General features: G+C 68.2%; 25 protein-coding genes. 11 read left to right on the plus strand and 14 right to left on the minus strand.

Annotated elements, in window-relative coordinates:
- Positions 1-61: 61 nt before the first annotated feature.
- The 4 genes from rimM to ffh all read right to left on the minus strand — a co-directional run bounded on the left by rimM (position 62) and on the right by ffh (position 4498).
- Complete coding sequence (rimM, locus tag J3367_RS13850; RefSeq protein WP_024351864.1) at positions 62-646, minus strand: ribosome maturation factor RimM; 585 nt, start codon at positions 644-646, stop codon at positions 62-64.
- 156 nt (positions 647-802) lie between these two features.
- On the minus strand, positions 803-2314 hold the full coding sequence (locus J3367_RS13855; protein ID WP_024351865.1) for a sensor domain-containing diguanylate cyclase: 1512 nt from the start codon (positions 2312-2314) through the stop codon (positions 803-805).
- Between the two features lie 121 nt (positions 2315-2435).
- Positions 2436-2858, minus strand: a complete 423-nt coding sequence (gene rpsP / locus J3367_RS13860) for a 30S ribosomal protein S16 (protein ID WP_009207926.1) — start codon at positions 2856-2858, stop codon at positions 2436-2438.
- A gap of 86 nt (positions 2859-2944) precedes the next feature.
- Positions 2945-4498, minus strand: a complete 1554-nt coding sequence (gene ffh / locus J3367_RS13865) for a signal recognition particle protein (RefSeq protein WP_009207925.1) — start codon at positions 4496-4498, stop codon at positions 2945-2947.
- Positions 4499-5026: 528 nt separating this feature from the next.
- Here ffh and J3367_RS13870 point away from each other — a divergent pair.
- The 8 genes from J3367_RS13870 (at position 5027) to J3367_RS13905 (ending at position 12282) form a co-directional block, all read left to right on the plus strand.
- Complete coding sequence (locus tag J3367_RS13870; protein ID WP_228240725.1) at positions 5027-5302, plus strand: hypothetical protein; 276 nt, start codon at positions 5027-5029, stop codon at positions 5300-5302.
- A gap of 185 nt (positions 5303-5487) precedes the next feature.
- The gene (locus tag J3367_RS13875; protein WP_024351867.1) at positions 5488-6642 is read left to right on the plus strand and encodes an NADH:flavin oxidoreductase/NADH oxidase; all 1155 of its coding nucleotides are present in this window, start codon (positions 5488-5490) and stop codon (positions 6640-6642) included.
- A gap of 46 nt (positions 6643-6688) precedes the next feature.
- Positions 6689-7603 carry a diaminopimelate epimerase gene (gene dapF, locus J3367_RS13880; protein WP_051141652.1) on the plus strand — a complete coding sequence of 305 codons (915 nt, stop codon included), beginning with the start codon at positions 6689-6691 and terminating at the stop codon, positions 7601-7603.
- Positions 7603-8925 carry a tRNA (N(6)-L-threonylcarbamoyladenosine(37)-C(2))-methylthiotransferase MtaB gene (gene mtaB / locus J3367_RS13885; protein WP_024351869.1) on the plus strand — a complete coding sequence of 441 codons (1323 nt, stop codon included), beginning with the start codon at positions 7603-7605 and terminating at the stop codon, positions 8923-8925. Before dapF ends, mtaB begins: the two co-directional genes overlap by 1 nt.
- A 3-nt stretch (positions 8926-8928) precedes the next feature.
- On the plus strand, positions 8929-9219 hold the full coding sequence (locus J3367_RS13890; protein WP_024351870.1) for a hypothetical protein: 291 nt from the start codon (positions 8929-8931) through the stop codon (positions 9217-9219).
- A gap of 152 nt (positions 9220-9371) precedes the next feature.
- A complete protein-coding gene (gene ftsY / locus J3367_RS13895) occupies positions 9372-10688 on the plus strand; it encodes a signal recognition particle-docking protein FtsY (protein WP_421461443.1) in 1317 nt (438 codons plus the stop codon).
- Positions 10689-10772: 84 nt separating this feature from the next.
- Positions 10773-11435 (plus strand): septation protein A, encoded by a 663-nt coding sequence (locus tag J3367_RS13900; RefSeq protein ID WP_024351872.1) that lies wholly within the window; start codon positions 10773-10775, stop codon positions 11433-11435.
- A 43-nt stretch (positions 11436-11478) separates the two neighbouring features.
- Positions 11479-12282, plus strand: a complete 804-nt coding sequence (locus tag J3367_RS13905) for a tellurite resistance TerB family protein (RefSeq protein ID WP_024351873.1) — start codon at positions 11479-11481, stop codon at positions 12280-12282.
- Positions 12283-12323: 41 nt separating this feature from the next.
- Here J3367_RS13905 and J3367_RS13910 read toward each other — a convergent pair whose 3' ends face one another.
- From J3367_RS13910 to ccmA, 6 genes are all read right to left on the minus strand, one after another.
- The gene (locus tag J3367_RS13910; protein ID WP_024351874.1) at positions 12324-12887 is read right to left on the minus strand and encodes an NUDIX hydrolase; all 564 of its coding nucleotides are present in this window, start codon (positions 12885-12887) and stop codon (positions 12324-12326) included.
- A gap of 83 nt (positions 12888-12970) precedes the next feature.
- Positions 12971-13630: a DsbE family thiol:disulfide interchange protein gene (locus J3367_RS13915; protein ID WP_024351875.1), complete on the minus strand. Its 660-nt coding sequence runs from the start codon at positions 13628-13630 to the stop codon at positions 12971-12973.
- Complete coding sequence (gene ccmD / locus J3367_RS13920; RefSeq protein ID WP_024351876.1) at positions 13627-13818, minus strand: heme exporter protein CcmD; 192 nt, start codon at positions 13816-13818, stop codon at positions 13627-13629. Before ccmD ends, J3367_RS13915 begins: the two co-directional genes overlap by 4 nt.
- 10 nt (positions 13819-13828) lie before the next feature.
- On the minus strand, positions 13829-14587 hold the full coding sequence (locus tag J3367_RS13925) for a heme ABC transporter permease (protein WP_024351877.1): 759 nt from the start codon (positions 14585-14587) through the stop codon (positions 13829-13831).
- An 88-nt stretch (positions 14588-14675) separates the two neighbouring features.
- Complete coding sequence (ccmB, locus tag J3367_RS13930) at positions 14676-15335, minus strand: heme exporter protein CcmB (RefSeq protein ID WP_024351878.1); 660 nt, start codon at positions 15333-15335, stop codon at positions 14676-14678.
- Entirely contained in the window at positions 15332-16075 is a 744-nt protein-coding gene (gene ccmA, locus J3367_RS13935) for a heme ABC exporter ATP-binding protein CcmA (protein ID WP_244495478.1), read from the minus strand. Before ccmA ends, ccmB begins: the two co-directional genes overlap by 4 nt.
- Before the next feature lie 346 nt (positions 16076-16421).
- Between ccmA and acnA the strand changes: the two genes are divergently transcribed.
- The 3 genes from acnA (at position 16422) to J3367_RS13950 (ending at position 20710) form a co-directional block, all read left to right on the plus strand.
- The gene (gene acnA / locus J3367_RS13940; RefSeq protein WP_024351880.1) at positions 16422-19181 is read left to right on the plus strand and encodes an aconitate hydratase AcnA; all 2760 of its coding nucleotides are present in this window, start codon (positions 16422-16424) and stop codon (positions 19179-19181) included.
- 239 nt (positions 19182-19420) lie between these two features.
- Positions 19421-20188 (plus strand): DUF1223 domain-containing protein, encoded by a 768-nt coding sequence (locus J3367_RS13945; RefSeq protein WP_051141653.1) that lies wholly within the window; start codon positions 19421-19423, stop codon positions 20186-20188.
- Positions 20189-20245: 57 nt separating this feature from the next.
- A complete protein-coding gene (locus tag J3367_RS13950; RefSeq protein ID WP_029703640.1) occupies positions 20246-20710 on the plus strand; it encodes a DUF2794 domain-containing protein in 465 nt (154 codons plus the stop codon).
- Positions 20711-20720: 10 nt separating this feature from the next.
- On the opposite strand, the gene J3367_RS13955 is transcribed toward J3367_RS13950, so the two are convergent.
- From J3367_RS13955 to J3367_RS13970, 4 genes are all read right to left on the minus strand, one after another.
- Positions 20721-21269 (minus strand): GNAT family N-acetyltransferase, encoded by a 549-nt coding sequence (locus J3367_RS13955; protein ID WP_024351883.1) that lies wholly within the window; start codon positions 21267-21269, stop codon positions 20721-20723.
- Between the two features lie 199 nt (positions 21270-21468).
- The gene (locus J3367_RS13960) at positions 21469-22227 is read right to left on the minus strand and encodes a Bax inhibitor-1/YccA family protein (protein WP_024351884.1); all 759 of its coding nucleotides are present in this window, start codon (positions 22225-22227) and stop codon (positions 21469-21471) included.
- Between the two features lie 247 nt (positions 22228-22474).
- On the minus strand, positions 22475-25072 hold the full coding sequence (locus J3367_RS13965) for an ABC transporter permease (protein WP_024351885.1): 2598 nt from the start codon (positions 25070-25072) through the stop codon (positions 22475-22477).
- Positions 25069-25794, minus strand: a complete 726-nt coding sequence (locus tag J3367_RS13970; RefSeq protein ID WP_024351886.1) for an ABC transporter ATP-binding protein — start codon at positions 25792-25794, stop codon at positions 25069-25071. The genes J3367_RS13965 and J3367_RS13970 overlap by 4 nt, the downstream gene beginning before the upstream one ends.
- Positions 25795-25829 lie beyond the last annotated feature (35 nt).

The raw sequence follows: 25829 nt of genomic DNA on the forward strand, positions 1-25829 counted from the left end.
CCTACCGGCAGGTGGTTACGCAATCGGACCGTGCGAGTAAACTGCGCGCCGGGCGGCCGTCCTAGCGCTCCATGCGATCGGCGCCGCCTTCGGCCTCGCCGCCGTCCTCCGGCTCGTCGTCGGGCGTCGCCAGTCCGGCGGGGCCCGGCTCCACCACCATCAGCCGCCGCTCCGCGTCGATCACCGGGATCGCCGCCTCGGAGAAGGGGATCATCAGGGTCTGCCCCTTGGTCGGGCGGATCTCGACGATGTCGCCGGCGTTGAAATCGTGGAACGCGATGACCGTGCCGACGGCCTCGCCCGCGACGGTCTCGACCGTGTAGCCGACGAGATCCTCCAGATAGAACTCGTCGTCGTCCTCCGGCTCGGGCAGCACCGAACGATCGACGAAGAGCTCGCGCCCGTTCAGCCGTTCGGCGTGGTTGCGGTCGGCGACCTCCTTGAAGCGGACCATGACGACGTTCTTGGCGACCCGCGCCGACAGCACCGTGTAGCGATTGCCGGAAGCGTCGACGAGCGGCCCGTAGGCGCCGAGATCGGTCGGGTCGGCGGTGAAGGAGCGCACGCGGCACTCGCCCTTGATGCCCTGGGCCCCGCCGACGACGCCGAGAAGGACCGGGTTCTCGAGCTTGCCGGTCTCAGACATGGGCGATCTCGCCATGGGACGGATCGCGCTGTGCGCTCGGGACCGCTTGCTGCATCGGGAACGACTCATTCATTCGGGGTGGGACGCGGCGGCGACAATAGCCCGCCCCGCCCGCCTTGGCGACAGCGGGTGTACGCCAGACGCGTGACCCCCGCCTCAGTTCACCAGCGACTGCCCTTCGCGGCGGCGATCGCGCTTCTCGTCGGCATAGTGCTTGCGCTTGGCCTCGTACATGCGGGCGTCGGCGCGCTTGACCGTCGCTTCCAGCCGCTCGCCGGCCTCGGCCGTCGCCACGCCCAGCGAGAAGGACAGCTCCGCGCCGGTGTAGAACTGGTTGTTGACCTCGACCAGCTCGACGATGTTCTGGGCCATCTGCAGGCCGTCCTCCTCGCTGCTGGCCGGCATCATCACCACGAATTCGTCGCCGCCGATGCGGGCCACATGGCAGGGCTCGCGCACCGCCTCGTTCAGCACCTCGCCGGCCCGGCGCAGCAGCGCGTCGCCGGCCGCGTGGCCCATCACGTCGTTGACCGTCTTCAGGCCGTTGAGGTCGGCGACGATGATCGTCACCGGCGTCGGGCCCTTGCGCTCCAGCCGGTTCAGTTCGTCGACGAAGAACGACCGGTTGTAGAGCTTGGTCAGGATGTCGTGCTTGCCGAGATATTCCAGATAGGCCTCGGCCTTCTTGCGGGCGGTGATGTCGGTCAAGGCGACCTGCACCAGCGACCAGTCGCTTTCGCGCCCGGGAAACACCGAGAACTGCATGTGGACATGGAGCTGGTCGCCGCTGAGGCTGTAATTGACCACCTCGCGCTGCTGGAACAGCTTGCCTTCCCACAGATCGACGAGCTGCTCGCGGAAATGCTGCTCCATGGCGTCGCGGAACACCTCGCCCAGCCGGCTCAACAGATCGTCGCGGCTCTCCGCGCCGAACAGCTGCAGCGTGTGCTCGTTCACATCGATGACGCGGATCTCGGACAGGCACCGGCTGACGAAGTCGGGATGGACATCGACGAAGGTCCGGAAATCGGTGATGCCGCGCTCCCGGACATCGTCGATCAGCGCCTTCACCTCGGAGAAATCCTCGACCCACAGCGAGACGGGCGAATATTCGAACAGGCCGCGGGCAAAGCTCTCGCTGACCGCCAGTTCCCGGCGCTGGTCCTCGCGCTCGGTGACGTCCTCGGTGGAAATCAGCAGCCGTTCCCAGTCGCTCTCGTGGCCGGGCAGGAGCCGCGCCTTGAGCTGCACGTCGAGGCGCTTGCCGGTCAGCGTGTAGTTGACCGCATAGCTCTCGAACTCGGTCTGCCCCTCCCAGAGCTGGATCAGCTCTTCCTTGTGGCTGTCGAGCATGTCGCCCGAAAAGACCTTGTCGAGATTGTCGCAGATGTTCTGGAAATTGTCCGCCTCGAACAGGTCGAGGGTGCACTGGTTCACGGCGATCAGCCGGATCCTCTGTGCCGCGGCGGCGACGCGCGACGGATCGGCGTCAAGATGCTCGCGAATCGAGATGATTCCCGCGGCGCGCCATTCCTCGAACAGCGCCTTCACCCCGCTGTAATCCTCGATCCACAGCGGCACGGGGGCCAGATCGAAGATCGCAGTCTCGGCCCAGCCATCGGGGCCGTTTCCGAGGCCGTCGGCCGGGTCCAGTCTTGCATCGGGCATGTGAAGCAGTATCCCTCCTGAGGACGACCGCTCCCGGAACATTCCGATGCCGCCCTGCTCAAACGGCGCCCAGAGGCGCCGTTTGCACAAGGATGATGCTACGCCAAGCTTACTTGACGCTTTACTCGGCGGAAGCGGCTTCCTCAGCCGGAGCCTCTTCGGCCGGCGCGTTCTTGGCGGCTTCGGCCTCGGCTGCGGCGGCCGCGGCGTCTTCCTCACGCTGCTTGCGCTCGGCCTCGCGCTCCTGGGCCTTCTTGCCCGGCAGGCCCTTGGTCGGGTTGGCGCGGGACGGACGGCTCATGATGCCGGCCTGGTCGAGGAAGCGCAGGACGCGGTCGGTCGGCTGTGCGCCCTCGGCGAGCCAATGCTTGATCCGCTCCTCGTTCAGCGTGACGCGCTGGGCGTCCTTCGGCAGCATCGGGTTCCACGAGCCGAGCTGCTCGACGAAGCGACCGTCGCGCGGCGAGCGGGCGTCGGCAACGACGACGTGGTAGTAGGGCCGCTTCTTGGAGCCGGCACGGGCGAGGCGCATCTTCAGGGGCATGGGTCTTGTCCTTTGGTTCGAGATCGGCGGCGCGCCGATCGGTTCGATAGTGCGTGTTCAGGTCGTTCGGTCGGGCCGGATGGCCGTCACTTCTTCTTTGCCGGCAGTCCCGGCAGCCCCGGGAAACCGCCGCCGGGCATGCCGCCCGGTCCGCCGATGCCGGGGGGAAGTCCCTTGGGAAGGCCGGGCATGCCGCCGCTCTGCGCGGCCTTGGCCATGGCTTCCAGTTCCTTGGGGTCCATCTTCGACAGGTCGGGCATGCCGCCGGGCATTCCGCCCATGCCGCCGAGGCCCATCTTGCCGGCCAGGCCGCCCATCATCTTGCCCATCATGCCACCCTTGCCCTTGCCCATGGACTTCATCATGTCGGCCATCTGGCGGTGCATCTTGAGCAGCTTGTTGATCTCGGCGGACGAGGTGCCCGAGCCGGCGGCAATGCGCTTCTTGCGGCTGTGCTTGAGGATGTCGGGATTGCCCCGTTCCTTGGCGGTCATCGAGGAGATGATGGCGAGCTGCCGCTTCAGCATCTTGTCGTCGAGGCCGGCGGCGGACATCTGGTCCTTCATCTTCCCCATGCCGGGCATCAGGCCCATCATGCCGCCCATGCCGCCCATCTTCTGCATCTGACCGATCTGATCGGCGAGGTCGTTCAGGTCGAACTTCCCCGACTGCATCTTCTTGGCCATCGCCGCGGCCTTTTCCGCGTCGATGTTCTCGGCGGCCTTCTCGACGAGGCTGACGATGTCGCCCATGCCGAGAATGCGGTCGGCGATGCGCGAGGGATGGAAATCCTCCAGCGCATCCATCTTCTCGCCGGTACCGATCAGCTTGATCGGCTTGCCGGTGACGGCGCGCATGGACAGCGCCGCACCGCCGCGGCCGTCGCCGTCGACGCGGGTCAGGACGATGCCGGTGATGCCGACGCGCTCGTCGAAGGAGCGGGCAAGGTTCACCGCGTCCTGGCCGGTCAGCGAATCAGCGACCAGCAGGATCTCGTGGGGCTCGGTGGTCCGCTTGATGTCGGCCATCTCGACCATCAGCGGCTCGTCGATATGGGTCCGGCCGGCGGTATCGAGAATGACGAGGTCGTAGCCGCCGAGCTTGGCCGCCTGCTTGGCGCGGGCGGCGATCTCCACCGGGCCCTGGCCGGCGATGATCGGCAGGGTGGCGACGCCGGTCTGCTCGCCGAGGACGCGCAGCTGCTCCTGGGCCGCCGGGCGCCGCGTATCGAGCGAGGCCATCAGCACCTTCTTGCGCTGACGCTCGGTGAGACGCTTGGCGAGCTTGCCGGTGGTCGTCGTCTTGCCCGAGCCCTGCAGGCCGACCATCATCAGGACGACCGGCGCCGGCGCGTTGAGGTCGATGGCGACCTGCTCGCTGCCGAGCGTGGCGATCAGCTCGTCATGGACGATCTTGACGACCATCTGGCCGGGCCTGATCGACTTCAGGATTTCCGCGCCGACGGCCTTGGCGCGCACGCGATCGGTGAAGTCCCGGACCACTTCCAGCGCGACGTCGGCCTCCAGCAGCGCCCGACGGACCTCGCGCAGCGCAGCCGCCACATCCTTGTCGGACAGGGCGCCGCGGCCGGTGAGGCCGTTCAGGATGGACCCGAGGCGGTCCTGGAGTGAATCGAACATGCGTGCTTCCTTCCCGGCCTTCCGAACAGAGCCGGAAGGTGGTTCGCTTCGATCCGAACTGCAAACCCGCCTGTGCTCAAGCCACTGCCGGATGGGCAATGCTCAAAGCAGGATCGCATCCGCGGGCGAAACTCGCTGGCGGATGTTGACCTCCGTGCGGCTCTTGCGAGAGGGGCACGGTCGGCGGGTCGCGGACAGATGTCGCGGATTTGCGTCTGCAGAAACACCGACCGGCCGCCAATGTCAAGTTTCGCGGCCCCTGCGGAACGTCGGGACGATCGAAGCCGGCCCTGCGGCGGACACTCTGGCGGCGCCGGTCATGGGGTCATCGCCGGCCGGAGGCGACGACGCCGTCACCCGTTCGCCTGTCGATAGCCGGGCACGGAACGAATACCCCCCTGCGGCATTCTGTGGCGGAACGACGCATGGCGATCCTCGCCGTTGCCGATCCTCCTGCGAGGCTTCGGCCGGGACCGACGCGTAGCCCGGCAGCCCTTGGCTGCCTTTTGTTGGAAGTGGAGTCCCCCTGTGAGCGACCTTCGTGAACCAGAACGCGAGCGCACCGTCATCGTCAACAACGACCGCGGTGGAAACGGCGGCGGCGGCGGCGGTGGTAGCTGGCTAATCGCCGGCATCCTGATCGTCGTGGTCGTGATCGGCGCCTTCTTCATCTTCGGCGATGGCCTGCTCGGCGGCGGCGCCGGCGGTGGTGCCGACACCAATGTCTCGATCGACACGCCGGACGTGAATGTCGAGGCCCCGGATGTCGGCGGCGGCGGCGACGCACCGGCACCGGCCAACTGATCCAGTTCCACCGGCGGCCGGGCGATCGGCCGCCGGTTTTCGTTCAGGGCCGGTCGACCGGCGCGCCACCGCCCTGTTCCCGTGATCGCCGCGCCCCGAAGACGCAGCGTCCTCGCCGCAGGGCTTGAACATCGCGGCGTACCGGCGCATTCGGAGAGCCTCACGCTTCACGGAAGGCCGCCTGAATGGACACGCAGACCCCGGATTCGGACATCTCGCAGACGCTCAGCCCGCTGTTCACCCCGCTCGAACTCGGCGCATTGCGGCTGGAAAACCGCATCATCATCGCGCCCATGTGCCAGTATTCCGCCGATGACGGATCGGCCACCGACTGGCACATGATGCATCTCGGCCAGCTCGCCATGTCCGGCGCCGGCCTGCTGATCCTCGAAGCCACGGCCGTCTCGCCCGAAGCCCGCATCACCCACAAGGATCTCGGGCTCTATTCCGATTACAACGAGGCGGCGCTCGCCCGCGTCCTCGATGCGATCGCCGTCCATTCCCAGATGCCCGTCGCCATCCAGCTCGGCCATGCCGGCCGCAAGGCGTCGAGCGCCGAACCCTGGGCCGGCGGCCAGCAGATCGCCCCGACCGATCCGACCGGCTGGCAGTGCGTCGCGCCCTCCGCCCTTCCCCATTCACCCGGCGAAGTGGCGCCGACCGCCCTCGACGCTGAAGGCCTGCAGAAGATCAAGGACGATTTCGTCGCCACCGCCCTTCGGGCCGTGCGTCTCGGCATCGTCGGCATCGAGCTGCATTCGGCGCATGGCTATCTCCTGCACCAGTTCCTGTCGCCGATCTCGAACCGGCGCGACGACGAATATGGCGGCAGCGTCGAGAACCGCATGCGCTTCCCGCTGGAGGTCTTCGACGCGGTCAGGGCGGCCGTTCCCGCCGACATTCCGGTCTGGGTCCGCCTGTCGGCCAGCGACTGGGTCGAGGGCGGCTGGGACATCGAGGGCTCGATCGCCTATTCGAAGGCGCTGGAGGCACGCGGCGCCGCAGCGATCCACGTGTCATCCGGCGGCGTCTCGCCCGACCAGAAAATCCCGCTCGGACCCGGCTACCAGGTGCATTTCGCCGAGGCCGTGAAGGCCGCGGTGTCGATCCCGGTGATCGGCGTCGGCCTGATCACCGAGGCGCGCCAGGCCGAGGCCATCATCGCCGAGAACAAGGCCGATGCCATCGCCATCGCCCGCGCCATTCTCTACGAGCCACACTGGCCGTGGCATGCGGCGGCCGAGCTCGGCGCCTCGGTGCGCGCGCCCAAGCAGTACTGGCGTTCCCAGCCGCGCGAGTTCAAGGCGCTGTTCAAGGACGCCGCCTTCGGCCAGCGCTGAGCGCGCGATCCTTTCAATCGCGCCGCGCATCGGCCATATAACCGGCATGACCGACAGCGCCGCACGAGATACGGATTTGAGCGTGGCCTTCGCCCGGATGAACGGGCTGGGCAACGAGATCGTCGTCGCCGATCTTCGCGGATCGGCGGCGCGGATTTCGGCCGCGGCCGCACGCGCCCTCGCCGAGGATCCGGCCACCCGCTTCGACCAGATCATGGCGATCCACGACCCGCGGCTCGACGGCACCGACGCCTATGTGCGGATCATCAATCGCGACGGCTCGGAGGCCGAGGCCTGCGGCAACGGCACGCGCTGCGTGGTGCAGGCGCTCGCCGCCGAGACCGGCCGCCACGACTTCACCTTCGAGACCCGCGCCGGCATCCTGACCGCCTTTGAGCGCGACGACGGGCTGATCGCCGTCGATATGGGCCGGCCGCGCTTCGGCTGGTCCGAGATTCCCCTGTCGGAAGAGTTCAGCGACACAAGGGCGATCGAGTTGCAGATCGGGCCCATCGACGCGCCGATCCTGCATTCGCCCTCGGTCGCCTCCATGGGCAATCCGCACGCCATCTTCTGGGTCGATCGGGACGTGTGGAGCTACGAGCTCGACCGCTTCGGGCCGGTGCTGGAGAACCATCCGCTGTTTCCCGAGCGCGCCAATATCTCGATCGCGCAGGTCACGGGGCCGGACGCGCTTACCCTGCGGACCTGGGAACGCGGCGTCGGCCTGACCCGCGCCTGCGGCTCGGCCGCCTGCGCCGCCGCCGTCTCGGCGACCCGCACCCGGCGCACCGGCCGCATCGTCACGGTGACCGTGCCCGGCGGCGACCTCCTGATCGACTGGCGCGACGACGACCATGTCATCATGACCGGGCCGGCCGAATGGAACTGGTCGGGCCGTCTCGATCCCGCGACCGGCGCCTATATGCGCGACGAGATGGCGACGCACGAGCCGGCCTGATGGGTGTCGAGATCGTCTCCTTCGGCTGCCGGCTCAACACCTACGAGGCCGAGATCATGAAGCGCGAGGCCGTGGCGGCGGGCCTCGACGCCGATCCGCGCGGCGCCATCGTCTTCAACACCTGCGCCGTGACGTCGGAAGCCGTGCGCCAGGCCCGCAAGCAGATCCGCCGGGCAAGGCGCGAGAACCCGGAGGCGCGGATCGTCGTCACCGGCTGCGCCGCCCAGACCGAGCCCGACCGCTTCGCCGAGATGGGCGAGGTCGACGCCGTCCTCGGCAATGACGCGAAGCTGACCGCCAGCGCCTATCGCGCCCTCCCCGATTTCGGCGTCGCCGCCGAGGAGAAGGTCCGCGTCAACGACATCATGAGCGTCACCGAGACCGCCGGCCACATGGTCGACGCGATCGAGGGCCGTGCCCGCGCCATCGTCCAGGTGCAGAATGGCTGCGACCATCGCTGCACCTTCTGCATCATCCCCTTCGGGCGCGGCAATTCCCGCTCGGTGCCGATGGGCGCCACGGTCGACCAGGTGAAGCGCCTTGTCGCCGCCGGCTACAACGAAGTGGTGCTGTCGGGCGTCGACATGACCTCCTGGGGGGCGGACCTGCCCGGCGCGCCGAAGCTCGGCCAGCTTGTCCAGGCAATCCTCAGGCATGTGACGGACCTTGCCCGCCTGCGGCTGTCCTCGATCGATTCCGTCGAGGCCGACCCGGCGCTGATCGAGGCGATCGGCTCCGAGACCCGGCTGATGCCGCATCTGCACCTCTCGCTGCAGGCCGGCGACGACATGATCCTGAAGCGCATGAAGCGCCGCCATTCGCGCGACGACGCCATCCGCTTCTGCACCGACATCCGGGCCGCGCGGCCCGACATCGTCTATGGCGCCGACATCATCGCCGGCTTTCCCACAGAGACCGACGCCATGTTCGAGAACTCCATGAAGCTCGTGGAGGATTGCGGCCTGACCCATCTTCACGTGTTTCCGTTCTCACCGCGCGAGGGCACGCCGGCGGCCCGCATGCCGCAATTGCCGCGTGACATCGTCAAGGACCGGGCGATGGCCCTGCGCGCCCGCGGCGAAACCGCCCATCGCGCGCATCTGGCGAACCTCGTCGGCACGCGGCAATCGGTGCTGGTGGAACGCAACCAGCGCGGCCGCTGTGCCGATTTTACCCTTTGCGAGATCGAGGAGGGCCTCCCCGGCTCCATCCTCGACGCTATCATTGTGGGCGAACGCGGTGGCAGACTGGTCGCCCGCCCCGATATCCTTCGTTCCGGCCCGCCCGGAACATCCTCCGACCATCTGAGAGAACTGACGTAAGCCATGGCTGAGCAAAAAGGCTTCTTCCGCCGCATCTTCTCCTTCGGGTCGGACAGCGAAACCGATCGCACGCCCGAGCATGGTGATACGCCGCGGCCGTCCGATACCGAATTCGGCGCGCCCGACTCGCCCGATCCCGACGTCCGCCCGAAGGCGGCGGCCAGTTCGGTCGCCGATTCGGAGGCCGGTGCCGACGTCAACGACGGCGGCGGCATCACCCCGCTGGCCGAAATGGCCGAGCATTCCAACGCGGACCAGGCTCAAAAAAAAACGCTGAACTCGGGCCAGAACTAGAGCCGGACACCGAGACGGCGGACTTTTCCTGGCTCGAGGAACCGACGCCGGCCGAGCCCGCCGACGAGAGCGAGTTCGCCTTCCTGGGCGCCGACCCCGCCGAGCGGCTGGGCGAACATGCCGAGCCGGAGGTTGCGGCGCCCGTCGAGCCGCTGGCGGGCGAAACCCGCGAGACCTCCGAGATCGCCGATGCGGTGGCGCCCGGCATCCCGCCGGCCTCCGACGCCGATCATCTCGACGGGCACAATGACGACGCGCTGTCGTCCGGCGACGAGGATGCCGACTTCTCCTGGCTGGACGCGGATCTGCCGCCGGAGGACGAGGAAGACGGCGAGGCGCCGGTCGCCGAGCGGGTCGATCCGTCTTTCGACACAGCCGATACGCCCGAGCCCGACATCGCGCCGCCGCCGGCCTCCGCGCCCGAAGGCGACCGGGCGCCCCTGCCCGTCCCGGCAGCCACGCCGCGCCCCGCACCCGATGCCGCCGCGGGCTTCCGCCTGCGCGAACAGGCCCCGGCCGCTCCCGAACCGGTGCCCGCGCCCCGCGTGCCCTGGCTGCAGCGCCTGCGCGAGGGGCTGGCGCGTTCCTCCACCCAGCTCACCGGATCGATCGGCGCGATCTTCACCAAGCGGCGGCTGGACGAGGACACGCTGCAGGATTTCGAGGACGTGCTGATCCAGGCCGATCTCGGCGTCGAGACCGCCCTGAAGATCACCGACCGCCTGTCGGAAGGCCGCTTCGGCCGCGAGATCAGCGGCCAGGAGGTGCGCACCATCCTTGCCGAGGAAATCGAGAAGGCGCTGGACCCCGTGGCTCTGCCGCTGGAGCTCGACCTGGCCAAGAAGCCGCATGTCATCCTGGTGGTCGGGGTCAACGGCACCGGCAAGACCACGACCATCGGCAAGCTGGCCGCCAAGCTGACCCGCGGCGGGCTCAAGGTGACTCTCTGCGCCGGCGACACCTTCCGCGCCGCCGCCGTCGAACAGCTGAAGATCTGGGGCGAGCGCACCCAGTCCGAGGTCGTCGCCAAGGCGATCGGCGCCGATGCGGCAGGCCTTGCCTATGAAGCCTACGACCGGGCCGTCGAGAACGATTCCGACGTCCTGATCATCGACACTGCCGGTCGCCTGCAGAACAAGACCGAGCTGATGGCCGAGCTGGAGAAGATCGTCCGCGTGCTGCAGAAGCGCGAGCCGGACGCGCCGCATACGGTGCTTCTCACCCTCGACGCCACCACCGGCCAGAACGCCATGAACCAGGTCGAGATCTTCCGCAACGTGGCCGGGGTCAACGGCCTCGTCATGACCAAGCTCGATGGCTCGGCGCGCGGCGGCATCCTCGTCGCCATCGCCGCCAAGTTCCGCCTGCCGGTCTATTTCGTCGGCGTCGGCGAAGGCATCGACGATCTCGAACCCTTCAAGGCGAAGGACTTCGCCGCCGCGATCGCCGGCACCACCACGTCGGCCTGACCGGCGAAAATTCGCCGCGACGGGCGGTCACGCCTCGCATTCGTCGCGATCAGTTCCGATATGGACCGGGAATAGGGAGTCCGCATGTCGCACCACATTCTCGAGGAAGAGCCGAACAGCCCGGCGCGCAAGGAGATGAACCCGCTCCTGAAATTCGCGCTGGAGCTGGGCCCGCTGATGGTCTTCTTCTTCGCCAATTCGCGCGGCGAGCAGCTCGCGGCGACATTTCCGATCCTGAAGGAGTTCGGCGGGCCGCTGTTCATCGCCACCGGCCTGTTCATGGCGGCCATGGCGATCTCGCTGGCGGTCTCTTGGGCGATCACCAGATCGCTGCCGATCATGCCGCTGGTCACCGGCGCGGTGGTGCTGGTGTTCGGCTCGCTGACCCTGTGGCTGCAGGACGAGACCTTCATCAAGATGAAGCCGACCATCGTCAACGGCCTGTTCGCCGCGGTGCTGCTCGGCGGGCTGCTCTTCGGCAAGTCGCTGCTCGGCTACGTCTTCGACCAGGCCTTCAAGCTGGACGCCGAGGGCTGGCGCAAGATGACCCTGCGCTGGGGCCTGTTCTTCATCTTCCTGGCGGTCGTCAACGAAGTCGTCTGGCGCAATTTCTCGACGGATTTCTGGGTCGCCTTCAAGGTCTGGGCGACGATGCCGATCACGATCGTCTTCATGCTGACCCAGATCCCGCTCATCAAGCAGCATTCGACCGAACGACTGGCCGGCGCGGAAGACACCGGCCGCTAGGCCGTCCCGTACCGACATCTTCACAACCAAGAGGCCGACCGACATGGACATGCAGAAGCTTCTCGGAGAATTCCTCGGCGCCGGAAACCAGGGCGGCCGCCATCCCGGCGACCAGCGATCCGGCCAGGGCCAGGGCGGCTCGATCGTCGACCAGCTCGGCGGCATGCTGCAGGGGCGCGGCGGGTCCGGCTCGGGGCTCGGCGGCATGCTCCAGGGCGGCGCCGGCTCGGCCATCGGCGGTGCGCTGCTCGGCGGCCTCGCCTCCAGCCTGTTCCGCGGCAAGGGCGTGCGCAAGCTCGGCGGCACGGCGCTGAAACTCGGCGGCGCGGCCGTCGTCGCGGGCCTCGCCTACAAGGCCTATCAGAACTACCAGGCCAGCCAGGGCACTGCGCTGCCCAACGCCCAGCCGACGCCGCGCCTGCCCGACGAAGCCCGCGCGCCGGCCGAGATCCCCGCCCCCGAAGGCACCGGCTTCCTGCCGGCCGGCGACGAGGAGGCCCATGCGCGGCTGATGCTGTCGGCGATGATCGCCGCGGCCAAGGCCGACGGCTATATCGACGCCGAGGAGCAGCAGGCGATCTTCGGGCGGATCGACGAGATCGATCTCGACGCCGAGGAAAAGGGCTTCGTTATGGACGAGATGCGCCAGCCGATGAGCATCGATGCGCTGGCCGCAAGCGCGACCACGCCGGAACTGGCGATGGAGATCTACACCGCCTCGGTGCTGGCGATCGATCCCGACCATCCCGCCGAGCGGGCCTATCTCGACCTTCTCGGCGCACGGCTCAACCTGCCGGCCGAACTGACCGCCGAAATCCGCCGCACCGCCGGCGAAGTGCAGGACTGAGGGGCCCGAAGGTGGCCGTCCTCGGCTGAACTCCGGCTCGATCAGAACTCGCCGACCGGCAGCGCCCGCCCATCGGGCATCGTGTTGCCGGTCGCCTTGTCGGGATTGGTGAAGGGCACCGGCAGCGCGCCCTCCTGCGCCGCGCGGTCATGGTTCAGCGCCCAGTGGACCGAGGGAAACGCCAGCTCGTCCCAGGGAATGTCGTCCCAGGCGAAGAGGTCCACCGCCTGGCTTTCGATGCCCGGCGCAATCGTCGGTTCGGCAAGGCTTGCCCGGTAGATCAGCTGCACCTGGCTGATCCGCGGCACCGAATAGACCGCCAGTAGCCGCTCGATGGCCAGCTGAGCCGTCGCCTCTTCGCGCGCCTCGCGCCGCGCCCCGTCCTCGGGTGTCTCGTTCAGCTCCAGATAGCCGGCCGGAATGGTCCAGAAGCCCTGTCGCGGTGCGATCGCGCGACGGCACAGCAGGATCCGGCCGTCATGGCGGACCACCGAGCCGACCACGATCTTCGGGTTCTCATAGGCGACGAAGCCGCAAGTGTCGCAGATCTTGCGGGCGACGTCGTCGCCCTCGGGCGTACGCAGGGAAAAGGATGTCTCGGTCATGCGCCCCATATGGTTCGGCGCGGCTGCCCGGGAATATGCACGCGGATCGGCACGCCGCGACCGAACGTCCGGCGCCGACCCGGTCAGCTCGTCGGCGCAGTGCCCTTCGAAGGTCCGGCGAGGACGCGCTCCACCGCCGGCAGGAGGCCGGTCTTCACCGCCTCGGGCGTGAACGGTCCCGTCTGCTTGAAGACGATCTCGCCATCCGGCGCGACGAGGAAGCTCTCCGGCACGCCATAGACGCCCCAGTCGATCGTCGCCGAGCCCTTCTGGTCCACGCCGATCGCGGCATAGGGATTGCCCAGCGACTCCAAGAACTTGCGGGCGTTCTCCGGCTTGTCCTTGTAGTTGATGGCGACCAGCTTGAAGCGATCGTCCTGGGCCAGATCCATCAGCAGCGGATGCTCGTCCCGGCACGGCCCGCACCAGGACGCGAAGACATTGACCAGCACCGGCCGGCCATCGCCGAAGCCGGTGAGGTCGAGCGCCGGCATCGGCCCGCCGTCGGGACCGGAAACGCCGTCCAGCGCCGGCAGCACGGTCTGCGGCGCCGTCTTGCCGATCAGCACCGAGGGGATCTGCTGCGGATCGTGGCCGGAGACGAGCTGGTAGAGAAAGATCGCCGCAAGACCGCCGAACAGCACCAGCGGCAGCGCCACCAGCCAGTTGCGGCGGGGTCTGGGGGCCTTCGTCACGGTCTCGGCCGCCGGCGCCGTCGGCAGCGTCGTCGGATCGTCCGTCATCGCGTGGCCTCCGCGCCGCTGACGGGCGCGGCCGCGGCCGAGCGGCGACGAATGCCGCGCGCCTCGAGGTCCTTCAGCGCCCGCTTCTGGGCGCGGGCATCGAGAAACACCCAGGCCGCGATCCCGACCAGCGCCAGCACGGAGATGGCGTAGGCCGAGCCGATGAAGCCGATATAGTCGTTCTGCATGATGGTATCCTCAGGCCTCTGCGCGGCGGGCCGCCAGCCGCGACAGCGCCGCCACGCGCCGGCGCAGCACTTCCGTGCGCATCGCCGTCAGATGCAGGGCGAAGAACAGAAGCGTGAAGCCGGCCGCCGAGACCAGCAGCGGGATCAGGAAGACCGGCGGCATGGCCGGCCCGTCGACCCTGATGACGCTGGCGCTCTGGTGCAGCGTGTTCCACCAGTCGACGGAGAACTTGATGATCGGGATGTTGACGAAGCCGACGAGCACGAGGATCGCCGCAGCCTTCGCGCTGCGGCCCGGCTCGTCCAGCGCCCGGGTCAGCGCGATCAGCCCGAGATACATCAGGAACAGGATGAACACCGAGGTCAGCCGGGCATCCCAGACCCACCAGGTGCCCCACATCGGGCGGCCCCAGATCGAGCCGGTGATCAGCGCCAGCGCCGTGAACACCGCGCCGATGGGCGCCGCGGCCTTGACCGCGACGTCGGCCAGCGGATGCCGCCAGACCAGCGTGCCGAGCGCCGACACGCTCATCACCGTCCAGATCATCATCGACAGCCAGGCGAAGGGCACGTGGATGAACATGATCTGCACCGTCGCGCCCTGCTGGTAGTCCGGCGGAGCGCGAAAGCCGAGGGTCAGGCCGACCGCCAGCGCGATGAGCGCCAGGGCATAGAGCCATGGCTGCAGCCTGCCCGACAGCTCCAGGAAGCGGGTCGGATTGGCCAGGATCGTGAAGCGCGACGGCTTGGCGGCGGACATGTCGGTCATGGGTCCAGTCTAGAAGGTCTCCAGCCAGCCGGCAAACATACGATTTCGTCAGGATTGCGCCGGCGACCCGCCTGCCGAAGGCGCGGTCTCAATCGGCCCCCGCCCGCAGCGCCGCGCCGGCGGCGATCGGGCCAAGGGCGCCGAAGAGCAGCGTCAGCGCGCTCAGGATCAGGAAGGGCGGCAGGAAGGGGTCCGGCTCGTTGACCGCCCCGTAGGTCGCCGAGACGCCGAAGATCAGCACCGGGATCGCCAGCGGCAGGACCAGCACCGAAACCAGGAGCCCGCCGCGCGGCAGCGCCACGGCGACCGAGGCACCGACGGCGCCGATGCAGATGATCGCCGGCGTACCGACCAGCAGCGTCAGCATGACAGCGCCGATCGCCGGCGGCTCCAGCGCCAGGAACAGGCCGAGCACCGGCGCGGCGAGCACCAGCGGGAGGCCCGAGGCGACCCAGAGGGCGGCGCATTTCGCCAGCACCACCAGCGCCATCGGCGTCGGGCCGGTCAGGAGCAGGTCCAGCGTGCCGTCCTCGCGGTCGGCCTGGAACAGCCGGTCGAGGGTGAGCAGCGCCGACAGGAGCGCGCCGATCCACAGGATGGCCGGTCCGATCCGCGACAGGAGATTGAGGTCGGGGCCGACGCCGAAGGGGATCGTCGCGACGACGGCGAGGAAGAAGATCACCGCGGTCATGGCGCCGCCGCCGCCCGACAGGGCCAGCCGCAGGTCGCGGCGGAAGAGTGCGATCACAGCCAGCCCTCCGCGGCGGCAAGCTCCGCCGCATCGATGGAAGGCGCCGCGTGGTCGACGTCGCGCGCGGCATGGGCGGACGGCGCCAGGTCCAGCGTCAGCGTGCGGGACAGCCCGAGCGGCTGGTGGGTGGCGGCGATCACCAGCCCGCCCGCCGCCACATGCGCCTCGACGATCTCGGCGAATTTCAGCTGCGAGCCGGCATCCAGCGCCGAGGTCGGCTCGTCGAGGATCCAGACCGGCCGCGGCACGAGCAGCAACCGGGCGAGGCTCGCCCGCCGCTGCTGGCCGGCCGACAGATAGCCCTGCGGCAGATGCGACAAATCGGGCAGCCCCAGCGCGTCGAGGCAGTCGGCGATCGACCGGCCGCAATCCCTGCCGCCGCCGAGATAGCGCCGCCAGAAGGCGAGGTTCTCGCCGACGCTGATATTCGGCTTCATCGCGTTGCGGTGGCCGACATAGTGGGCGATCTCCGCCAGTGTGCGGGCCGCCTCGCCGTCCGGTGCCGTCGCGCCCGTCACGTCGATACGACCGGCGACCGGCGGCAGCAGGCCGGCCAGCGTGCGCAGGAGCGTCGACTTGCCGGCGCCGTTCGCCCCCGTGACGACCAGCGCCTCGCCTGCCGCAATGCGGAAATCCAGCGGCCCGGCTGCGGCCGCTCCGCCACGCCCGACGACCAGCCCCACGGCGGTCGCGATCGGCCCGCTCACGCCCGGCCCGCGGCGGAAATTGCGTGACATTGCACCGGCCTGCAAAGGCAGGGCGCGACGCGCGGCGGCTGGTGGGCGCCGGTCCGGCACGGCCAAGTCCTTGTCATGTCCGCCTTTTTCTGCACTGCAATGGATTTTCCGCCCCAAGGCCATCTGGCCCTTTATAGCCGTTACAAACTTGCCTATAACGACCGCAACCACACCAGCGACCGGCGTGGCAACAATTCAGCGCCGATCTCAGGGTCCCCGTCCGGCACCGGCGGGCACCGGGGCGGACAAGCGGAAATGGTCGCACCCGCATCTTCGAGCGCTTTTCCGCAGCGCTCAAGGCCGTTCGCCCTTCGGACTTATACTGGTCGAGAAGGAACGAAGCCAATTGTCCCACGCACCCGACAGTTTCAATAGCCGCAGGACGCTCTCCGTGGGCGGCAAGGACTATGTCTATTACGACCTGAAGGAAGCCGAGAAGAACGGCCTTCAGGGCGTAGCCCGCCTGCCCTTCTCGCTGAAGGTCCTGCTCGAGAACCTGCTGCGCAACGAGGACGACCGCACGGTCAAGGCGGACGACATCCGCGCCCTCGCCCGCTGGATCGAGGACAAGGGTTCGGCCGGCCACGAGATCGCCTACCGCCCGGCCCGCGTGCTGATGCAGGACTTCACCGGCGTTCCCGCCGTGGTCGACCTCGCCGCCATGCGCGACGCGACCCGGAATCTCGGCGCAGACCCCAAGAAGGTGAACCCGCTGGTTCCGGTCGATCTGGTCATCGACCATTCGGTGATGGTCGACTTTTTCGGCCAGAAGGATTCCTTCACCAAGAACGTCGACGCCGAATACGGCCGCAACGGCGAGCGCTACACCTTCCTGCGCTGGGGCTCCGAGGCCTTCGAGAACTTCCGCGTCGTGCCTCCCGGCACCGGCATCTGCCACCAGGTCAATCTCGAATATCTCGCCCAGACCGTCTGGACCCGTCACGAGAACGGCGAGACCGTCGCCTATCCCGACACGCTGGTCGGCACCGATTCCCACACCACCATGGTCAACGGCCTGTCGGTTCTGGGCTGGGGCGTCGGCGGCATCGAGGCGGAAGCGGCCATGCTCGGCCAGCCGATCTCCATGCTGATCCCGGAAGTCATCGGCTTCCGCATGGACGGCAAGCTGCCGGAAGGCACCACCGCCACCGACCTCGTCCTGACCGTCACCGAGATGCTGCGTCGCCGCGGTGTCGTCGGCAAGTTCGTCGAGTTCTTCGGCCCCGGCCTGTCGAACCTGACCCTCGAGGACCAGGCGACCATCGCCAACATGGCCCCCGAATACGGCGCCACCTGCGGCTTCTTCCCGATCGACAAGGACACGATCGCCTATCTGGAGGCGACCGGTCGCGACAAGGACCGCATCGCGCTGGTCGAGGCCTACGCCAAGGCGCAGGGCATGTACCGCGAGGACGGCACGCCGGACCCGGTCTTCACCGACACGCTGGAACTCGACCTGTCGACGGTCGTCCCGTCGCTGGCCGGCCCGAAGCGTCCGCAGGACCGCGTCGCGCTGACCGAGGCGGCGACCAAGTTCGTCGACGCCCTGGCCGAGATCAAGGGCGGTCGCAAGAAGAGCGAGACCCCGCAGTCGAACGCCGATTCGCGCTACATGGACGAAGGCGCGGTGCCGCCGAACACGACCCCCGGCGACGTGCGCCATCCGGTCGAGGGCGCCGAGCACGGCCTGGCCGACGGCGACGTGGTGATCGCCGCGATCACCTCCTGCACCAACACCTCCAACCCGAACGTGCTGGTTGCCGCCGGTCTCGTCGCCCGCAAGGCGCATGAGAAGGGCCTCAAGGTGAAGCCCTGGGTGAAGACCTCGCTGGCCCCCGGCTCGCAGGTGGTCACCGAATATCTCGACAAGGCCGATCTGCAGAAGGATCTGGACGCGCTGGGCTTCAACCTCGTCGGCTATGGCTGCACGACCTGCATCGGCAATTCCGGGCCGCTGCCGGAGCCGATCTCCGAGGCGATCACCCAGAACGACCTCGTCGCCTGCTCGGTGCTGTCGGGCAACCGCAACTTCGAGGGCCGGGTCAATCCGGACGTGCGGGCGAACTATCTCGCCTCGCCGCCGCTGGTCGTCGCCTATGCGCTGGCCGGCTCGATGTTCGTCGACATCACCAAGGAGCCGCTCGGCCAGGATCAGGACGGCAACGACGTCTATCTGAAGGACATCTGGCCGACGACGCAGGAAATCGCCGAGATCGTCCGCAAGACGGTCACCCGCGACATGTTCGAGAACCGCTATGCCGACGTCTTCAAGGGCGACGAGCACTGGCAGAAGATCGAGGTGTCCGGCGGCCTGACCTACGACTGGGACGACCGCTCCACCTACGTGCAGAACCCGCCCTATTTCGAGGGCATGAAGCAGGAGCCGGAGGCCGTGCAGGACGTCAAGGGTGCGCGCATCCTCGGCCTGTTCAAGGATTCCATCACGACCGACCACATCTCCCCTGCCGGTTCGATCAAGAAGGACGGCCCGGCCGGCGACTACCTCGTCAGCCATCAGGTCCGCCCGGTGGACTTCAACTCCTACGGCGCGCGCCGCGGCAACCACGAAGTCATGATGCGCGGCACCTTCGCCAACATCCGCATCAAGAACGAGATGGTGCCGGGCGTCGAAGGCGGGGTGACCTGCCACCAGCCGTCCGGCGCGCAGATGCCGATCTACGACGCGGCGATGAAGTACAAGGACGAGGGCGTGCCGCTCGTCATCTTCGCCGGCAAGGAATACGGCACCGGTTCGTCGCGTGACTGGGCGGCCAAGGGCACCGTGCTCCTCGGCGTGCGTGCGGTCATCGCCGAGAGCTTCGAGCGCATCCACCGCTCCAACCTCGTCGGCATGGGCGTTGTGCCCTTCGTCTTCGCGGAGGAAGGCACCTCCTGGCAGTCGCTCGGCATCAAGGGCGACGAGAAGGTGACCATCGACGGCCTGACCGAACTGAAGCCGCGCCAGATCCTGGAAGCCCGGATCGAGGCGTCCGACGGTTCGGTGCAGACGGTGAAGATCCAGGCCCGCATCGATACGCTGGACGAGCTGGAATATTACCGCAACGGCGGCATCCTGCAGTACGTCCTGCGCCGCCTCGCCGCCTGATGGGCGATCCCGGCAGGTCCCTGCGGCCCGCCTGACAATCGAAGCCGCCGGTTCCACAACCGGCGGCTTTGCCATGTCGGCGACCCGGCACTCTCCGTCACCGGCAAGTGACTAGCGGGTGTTCGTCCCGACCTCTAGGTTCGCATCATGAACACAGCCCACGACAGATCCCTGCGGCCCTGCGCCGTCACGCCGAGCATGGACCTGCCGCTCGTGCGCAGCGTCTCGCCATGAGGCCGATGTTCGCGGGTCTGTGCGCGCTCCTCGCCGCGTCGCTGCCGGTCGCACAGGCCGCCGGCGCCGGGCAGATCGAGATCCGGCCCGTCCAACAGGTCGTCGAGCTCTTCACCAGCCAGGGCTGCTCGTCCTGCCCGCCCGCCGACCGGATTCTCAGCCGGCTCGCCGTCGAACCCGGCATCCTCGCCCTCGCCTATCACGTCGATTACTGGGACTATATCGGCTGGCGCGACACCCATGGCTCCAGCGAGAACACCGAGCGCCAGCGCGCCTATGCCGCGGCCTTCGGCACCACCACCATCTACACACCGCAGGTCGTCGTGAACGGCGTTGCCGACGCCATCGGCTCGCATGAGGGCAAGGTCCGCGCCTTGATGGACGATCATCCGCTGAAGGCGGCCGGCAAGGGCGCGAGCGTCACCATGCGCGTCGACGACGACCGGCTGCATATCACCGCCGACGTCGCCGGCGCCAAGGCCGGCGGCCGTCAGCCGGTGCTGATGCTCGTGACCTATGACGACGAGACCCGGACGGCGATCGACCGCGGCGAGAACCGCGGCACCACCATCGTCAACAGCCATGCGGTACAGGACTGGCGCATCCTCGGCATGTGGTCCGGCGAACCTTTGCAGGTCGATTTGCCGCTGGAGATGCTGACGCGCCCCGAAGGCGAGAGCCGGGGCTGGGCGGCGCTGCTGCAGTCGGTGACCGACGAGGGCAAGCCCGGCCCGATCCTGGCGGCGGCACAGGTCGAGTTCCACCAGCGCTGAGCGGCAATGCCCGCATCGACCGGCCGAAAGGGTCTCGCGGCGATCGGTTGAATCGCTTTGGCGCGACCCCATTTCCGTGTCACCATATGGTCACGAGCCAGAGCGCGCCCCGCCGAGCGGCGCATGATCGCACGAGGGGCTGACTTGGATTTTTCCGGATCGAACGGCGACAGCGCGTCCAATCTCCTGCCGTTTCCCGGCTCCCGCCCGTCGGACATGCCGATCGTGTCCTTCGACCGGCACGAACTCTCCCAGATCCTACGCATTTACGGCCGCATGGTCGCCGCCGGCGAATGGCGCGACTACGCCATCGACATGCTGAAGGACCGGGCGGTCTTCTCGGTCTTCCGGCGGACCAGCGAAATGCCGATGTACCGGGTCGAGAAGAACCCCAAGCTCGCCCGCAAGCAGGGCGCCTATCAGGTGGTCGCCGCCGGTGGTCTGATCCTCAAGCGCGGCCACGATCTGGCGACCGTGCTGGGCGTCTTTGACAAGAATCTGAAGCGCACCGAGATCGGCTGATCCGCCAAGCTCAGCTTGGGTGGCGCGTCTCGTCGGGCAGGCTGTCGCCGCCGTCGCCGAGCGGCAGCTGCATCAGCACCGTGTCGATCCAGCGGCCGAACTTGAAGCCGGAATTCTCGAACACGCCGATCATCCGGAAGCCCGCCCGCTCGTGCAGGCGGATCGAGGGCGTGTGGTCGGAGCCGCCGATGACGGCGATCATCTGGCGAAAGCCGCGCTCCGCCGACAGTTCCACCAGCCGCGTCAGGAGATCGGTGCCGATCCGCCGGCCTTTCGCTTCGGGCGCCAGATAGACCGAATCCTCCACCGCGAAGCGATAGGCCGGGCGGGTGCGGAAGGCGTTGGCATAAGCGTAGCCGAGCACCGTCCCGTCCGCGTCCTCGGCGACGATATAGGGAAAGCCCTGCCCGGTGATCGCGGTGAAGCGCGCTTCCATCTCGGCTTGGTCCGGCGGCACCAGCTCGAAGGATGCCGTGCCATGGAGGACCGCATCCTCGTAGATCGCGGTCAGGGCGGGCACGTCCGCGAGGACGGCGAGACGGATCGTGTGGGCACTCATGGACGCGGCGGCTCTTCCCTTGTTTTCTCCTGCTTCTGATGCACCGCCGCGCGCAGCGGATCAATGCCGCCCGGCAGGGCCGGCCGCGGAAATTCACCGGCTTGCGCACCAAACACGACGGTCGCGCCGGAATGCCGCGCTCACGAAAAAGGGCGGCCCGCAGGCCGCCCTCGTCAACTCACATCCCTGGTCGGGCAGACTATTCGCGGTTGCCGAACAGCTGCAGCAGGAACAGGAACATGTTCAGGAAGTCGAGATAGAGGCGCAGGGCGCCCATCACGGCCTTGCGGCCCATGACGGTCGAGCCGTCACCCTCATAGTACATTTCCTTGATCTGCTGCGTGTCGTAGGCGGTCAGACCCGCGAAGACGAGCACGCCGATTACCGAGATGGCGAACTGCAGCGCCGGCGAGGCGAGGAAGATGTTCACGACCATCGCGATCACGATGCCGATCACGCCCATGAACAGGAATGAGCCCCAGCCCGAGATGTCCCGCTTGGTGGTGTAGCCCCAGAGCGACAGCGCGCCGAAGGAGGCTGCGGTGATGAAGAACACCTGGGTGATGGATTCGCCGGTATAGACCGCGAAGATCGAGGCCAGCGAGACGCCGACCATCGCCGAATAGATCCAGAAGGTCGTCTGGGCGGCTGCGACGCTCATCTTGTGGACCCGGAACGACAGGAAGAAGACCATGCCGAGCGGGGCCAGCATCACCACCCATTTGAGCGGCGTGTTGAAGAGCGTGTTGCCGAGCTGCGTGAGGCCGACGACATCACCGGCGTCGTTCGTCACGAAGGACAGCATGTACAGGGCGTAGGCCGCGACGCCGGTCAGCGCCACACCGCCTGCCATCAGGTTGTAGACCTTGAGCATGTAGGAGCGGAGGCCCTGGTCGATGTCCGCTCTGGTACCGGCGGCTGGCACAGTGCGAGCGCCGGCGTTCCGATATTCCGCCATGGAAGAATTCCTTTCTGCGTGTCCCGTCCGGTGTCCATATCCGGCACGAAATGGCCGGCACATGGAGGCGCCGCTGGCGGGACGCCCAGCGATCCTGAGGATAATATGCGGATGGGCCGCGCGGCACACAAGAGTACCCTGCCGCGCGGTGACGAAATCGCGCGGATTCAGGATTAATTCTGCGTTATCCGCGGCCTGAACCAGCTTCGTCAGGGGCTGACGGGCGGCTCAACTCCGCGAGCGCCCGTCAGAGATTGCGCAGGACCGGCGCGGCCTTCTGCCCGAGAACGCGCCAGGTGCCGGCGAGACCGATCCCCACCGTCAGCACCAGCGAGACGCCGAGCGTCGTCAGCGCCACTGTCCAGTCGAAGACGAAGGGCAGCTGCATGATCTGGTCGACCACGAACCACGCCGCCGCCGCGCCCGCGCCGATGGCGAAGATGCCAGTGGCCAGCCCCAGAAGCAGATATTCCGTGGTGAAGGCGCGAATCAACACCATGCGCGTTGCACCCAGCGTCTTCAGCACCACCGCATCATGGACCCGGCCGCGGTTGCCGGCGGCCAGCGCTCCGGCCAGCACCAGCACCGAGGCGACCAGCGCCACCGCCGCGGCGACGCGGATCGCCAGGGCGAGCTGGGCGATCAGGCCGTTGATGGCGTCGAGCGCATCCTTGACCCGGACGCTGGTCACGGCCGGATAGGCATTGGTGACGCGGTTGAGGATCGCCTCTTCGGTCACGGCCGCGTCCTGCGGCACCGACAGGGTGGCAAGCCAGGCATGCGGCGCCCCGGCAAAGGTGTTGGGCGAGTAGACCATGATGAAGTTGATGGCCAGCGTCTCCCACTCGACCGCCCGGAAGCTGGCGATGCGTGCGGTGATGTCGCGGCCGAGCACGTTCACGGTCAGCGTGTCGCCGATCGACAGGCCGAGCTCGCGCCCCTCCTCCGCGGCGAAGGAGACCAGCGGCTCGCCATCGTAATCCTCGGGCCACCATTCGCCCTCGGTGAGCGAGGAGTTTTCCGGCACGGTGGGCGAATAGGTCAGGCCCCGGTCGCCGCGCAGCACCCAGCCGCCTTCTTCCGGCGGCTCCATGGTGGCGACGTCCTGCCCGTCGAGGGCGGTGATCCGGCCCCTCAGCATCGGCACGGCGTTCAGTTCAGCGCCCGGCGCGAGCTCGCCGACGGTCTGGCGGAAGCCGTCGATCTCGCTGCTCTGGATGTCGACGAAGAAGAAGTTCGGCGCGCGCGAGGCGAGCCCCGTGCCGATCTCGCGGCGCAGATCGTAGTCGATGGTCGCCAGGGTCACGAGCAGGGTCAGGCCGAGGCCGAGGGACAGGACGACCGAGCCGGTCAGCGCGCCGGGGCGGTGAATGTTGCCGATCGCCAGCCGCAGCGGCGTCGAGCGCACCCGCGGCGCGCGGGACGCCAGCCATTCGATACCGATGGCGACGGCCCGCAGGATGACGAAGGCCGCCGCCGTGCCGCCCAGGAAGATCAGCGCGACGCGCCGGTCGCCGGCCATGGCGAGCGCCAGGAGCGCGATCACCAGCGCCAGGCCCAGTGCCGAGCCGAGATAGGCCCAGCGCATGCGATAGCCGCCGGTGGCGCCCGCCTCGCGGAACAGGGCGGTCGCCGCGATGTCGCGGGTGCGCCCGAGCGGCAAGAGCGCGAAGGCCAGCGCCGTCAGAGCGCCGAAGACCGCTGCGGTCAGCAGCGCGACCGGATAGATCGACGCGCTGGCGGCGACCGGGATCACGCTTTCCAGGAACCGCGCCGTCACGAAGGGCGCGATCGCCGCCAGGACGAGACCGAGCGCGATGCCGACCGTCGCAAGCAGCATGATCTGGATCAGATAGACCATGACGACGAAGCTGCCGCCGGCGCCCAGGCTCTTGAAGGTGGCGATCACCGCCCGCTTGGAATCCAGATAGGCATTCACCGCATTGGCGACGCCGACGCCGCCGACGATCAGCGCGGTCAGCCCGACCAGGGTGAGGAACTGCGAGAACCGCTCGATATTGCGCTGGAGCGACGGCGCCGCCTCGGCGGCCGTGCGGATCTGGAAGCCAGACTGCGGAAACCGTTCGTTGGCGGCCTTCGACAGGGCCTCGGCATCGCGGTTGTTGCCGGTCAGGCGGACCTTGTAGTCGTATTCGACGAGGCTGCCTGGCTGGATCAGGCCGGTCGCGTCGAGCGCCGCACGGGCGATCATCAGGCGCGGCGCGAAATTGAAGCCGTCCGACAGCACGTCCGGCTCGCGGTCGATCACGCCGCGCAGCTCGATGTCGGAATCGCCGAGACGGATGGTCTGGCCGGGCTCCAGCCCGAGCCGGTCGTAGAGTTCGGAGGCCGCCAGGGCGCCGAAACGGCCGTCGCGTTCGGCCAGGAGGTCGCCGAGCGGCGCCGCCGGCGTGGTCTCCAGCGTGCCGAAGAGCGGATAGGCGCCGTCGATGGCCTTCACCTCGGCCAGCGACTGGTCGGTGCCGTCCGGAAGCCGCACCATGGAGCGCAGCGACGCGGCTTCGGCAACGTCGCCGAGCTCGTTGAAATAGGCCATTTCCTCGGCGTTGGCTTCGCGCTGGACCAGGGCGAAGCGCAGATCGCCGCCGAGGATAGCCCGCCCTTCCTGGGCGATGCCGCTGGTCATCATGGTCGCGACGGAATTGACCGCGCCGATGGCCGCTACGCCCAGCGTGATGCAGGCGAGGAAGATGTAGAAGCCCGACAGGCCGCCGCGCATCTCGCGCAGGGCAAAGCGCAGCGCCAGCCGGAAATGGCTGCGCCCGCCGACGATGTCGGGCCGCGCCGGGGCGGCGACGGCTTCGGTGGTGTCGGCGACGCTCATCCGGCGGCGCTCGCCAGCTGTGCCTCGGTCAGGGCTTCGAGAGCATCGCGATCGTCGTAGATGACGCCGGACCGCACGGCGATCTCGCGGCCGCAGCGATGGGCGAGCGCCGGATCGTGGGTGACCAGCACCAGCGTCATCTGGCGGCGCTGCTGTTCGGCAAAGAGCAGGTCGGCGATCTGCCGGCCGGTCTCCTGGTCGAGATTGCCCGTCGGCTCGTCGGCGATGAGGATCGCCGGCTCCGGCGCCAGCGCCCGCGCCATGGCGACGCGCTGCTGCTCGCCGCCCGACAATTCGCCCGGATAATGCGACACGCGGTCGGCGAGGCCGACCTGTCCGAGCTCGTGGGTGGCGCGCTCGAAGGCCTTTGGATGCCCGGCCAGCTCCAGCGGCACCGCGACATTCTCGAGCGCTGTCATGTTGGGGATCAGGTGGAAGGACTGGAAGACGATGCCGACATTCTGGCCGCGGAAGGCAGCGAGACGGTCTTCGCTGAGACCCTCCAGCGAGCGTCCGGCGATCTCCACCTTGCCGCTGTCGGCCCGTTCCAGACCGGCCAGCACCATCAGCAGTGTCGACTTGCCCGAGCCGGACGGCCCGACGATGCCGACGGACTCGCCGCGATCAACGGACAGATCGACGCCCTTGAGGACGTGGACCGCGCTTCGGCCGGACCCGAGCGTCAGATGAACGTTTCGTAACCGGATCGCTGGTTCTGCCAAGCCTGCCAGCTCCTATATGCGGGGGCGACCGCCCC

The sequence above is a fragment of the Aurantimonas sp. NFXS3 genome, from assembly GCF_049132005.1.
Classification (GTDB): domain Bacteria; phylum Pseudomonadota; class Alphaproteobacteria; order Rhizobiales; family Rhizobiaceae; genus Aurantimonas; species Aurantimonas coralicida.

Excerpts from the sequence above, each read along its gene's own strand:
- rimM (WP_024351864.1), bottom strand. The coding sequence starts at position 646 with ATGTCTGAGACCGGCAAGCTCGAGAACCCGGTCCTTCTCGGCGTCGTC.
- J3367_RS13855 (WP_024351865.1), bottom strand. The coding sequence starts at position 2,314 with ATGCCCGATGCAAGACTGGACCCGGCCGACGGCCTCGGAAACGGCCCC.
- rpsP (WP_009207926.1), bottom strand. The coding sequence starts at position 2,858 with ATGCCCCTGAAGATGCGCCTCGCCCGTGCCGGCTCCAAGAAGCGGCCC.
- ffh (WP_009207925.1), bottom strand. The coding sequence starts at position 4,498 with ATGTTCGATTCACTCCAGGACCGCCTCGGGTCCATCCTGAACGGCCTC.
- J3367_RS13875 (WP_024351867.1), top strand. The coding sequence starts at position 5,488 with ATGGACACGCAGACCCCGGATTCGGACATCTCGCAGACGCTCAGCCCG.
- dapF (WP_051141652.1), top strand. The coding sequence starts at position 6,689 with ATGACCGACAGCGCCGCACGAGATACGGATTTGAGCGTGGCCTTCGCC.
- mtaB (WP_024351869.1), top strand. The coding sequence starts at position 7,603 with ATGGGTGTCGAGATCGTCTCCTTCGGCTGCCGGCTCAACACCTACGAG.
- J3367_RS13890 (WP_024351870.1), top strand. The coding sequence starts at position 8,929 with ATGGCTGAGCAAAAAGGCTTCTTCCGCCGCATCTTCTCCTTCGGGTCG.
- J3367_RS13900 (WP_024351872.1), top strand. The coding sequence starts at position 10,773 with ATGTCGCACCACATTCTCGAGGAAGAGCCGAACAGCCCGGCGCGCAAG.
- J3367_RS13905 (WP_024351873.1), top strand. The coding sequence starts at position 11,479 with ATGGACATGCAGAAGCTTCTCGGAGAATTCCTCGGCGCCGGAAACCAG.
- J3367_RS13910 (WP_024351874.1), bottom strand. The coding sequence starts at position 12,887 with ATGACCGAGACATCCTTTTCCCTGCGTACGCCCGAGGGCGACGACGTC.
- J3367_RS13915 (WP_024351875.1), bottom strand. The coding sequence starts at position 13,630 with ATGACGGACGATCCGACGACGCTGCCGACGGCGCCGGCGGCCGAGACC.
- ccmD (WP_024351876.1), bottom strand. The coding sequence starts at position 13,818 with ATGCAGAACGACTATATCGGCTTCATCGGCTCGGCCTACGCCATCTCC.
- J3367_RS13925 (WP_024351877.1), bottom strand. The coding sequence starts at position 14,587 with ATGACCGACATGTCCGCCGCCAAGCCGTCGCGCTTCACGATCCTGGCC.
- ccmA (WP_244495478.1), bottom strand. The coding sequence starts at position 16,075 with ATGTCACGCAATTTCCGCCGCGGGCCGGGCGTGAGCGGGCCGATCGCG.
- J3367_RS13945 (WP_051141653.1), top strand. The coding sequence starts at position 19,421 with ATGTTCGCGGGTCTGTGCGCGCTCCTCGCCGCGTCGCTGCCGGTCGCA.
- J3367_RS13955 (WP_024351883.1), bottom strand. The coding sequence starts at position 21,269 with ATGAGTGCCCACACGATCCGTCTCGCCGTCCTCGCGGACGTGCCCGCC.
- J3367_RS13960 (WP_024351884.1), bottom strand. The coding sequence starts at position 22,227 with ATGGCGGAATATCGGAACGCCGGCGCTCGCACTGTGCCAGCCGCCGGT.
- J3367_RS13965 (WP_024351885.1), bottom strand. The coding sequence starts at position 25,072 with ATGAGCGTCGCCGACACCACCGAAGCCGTCGCCGCCCCGGCGCGGCCC.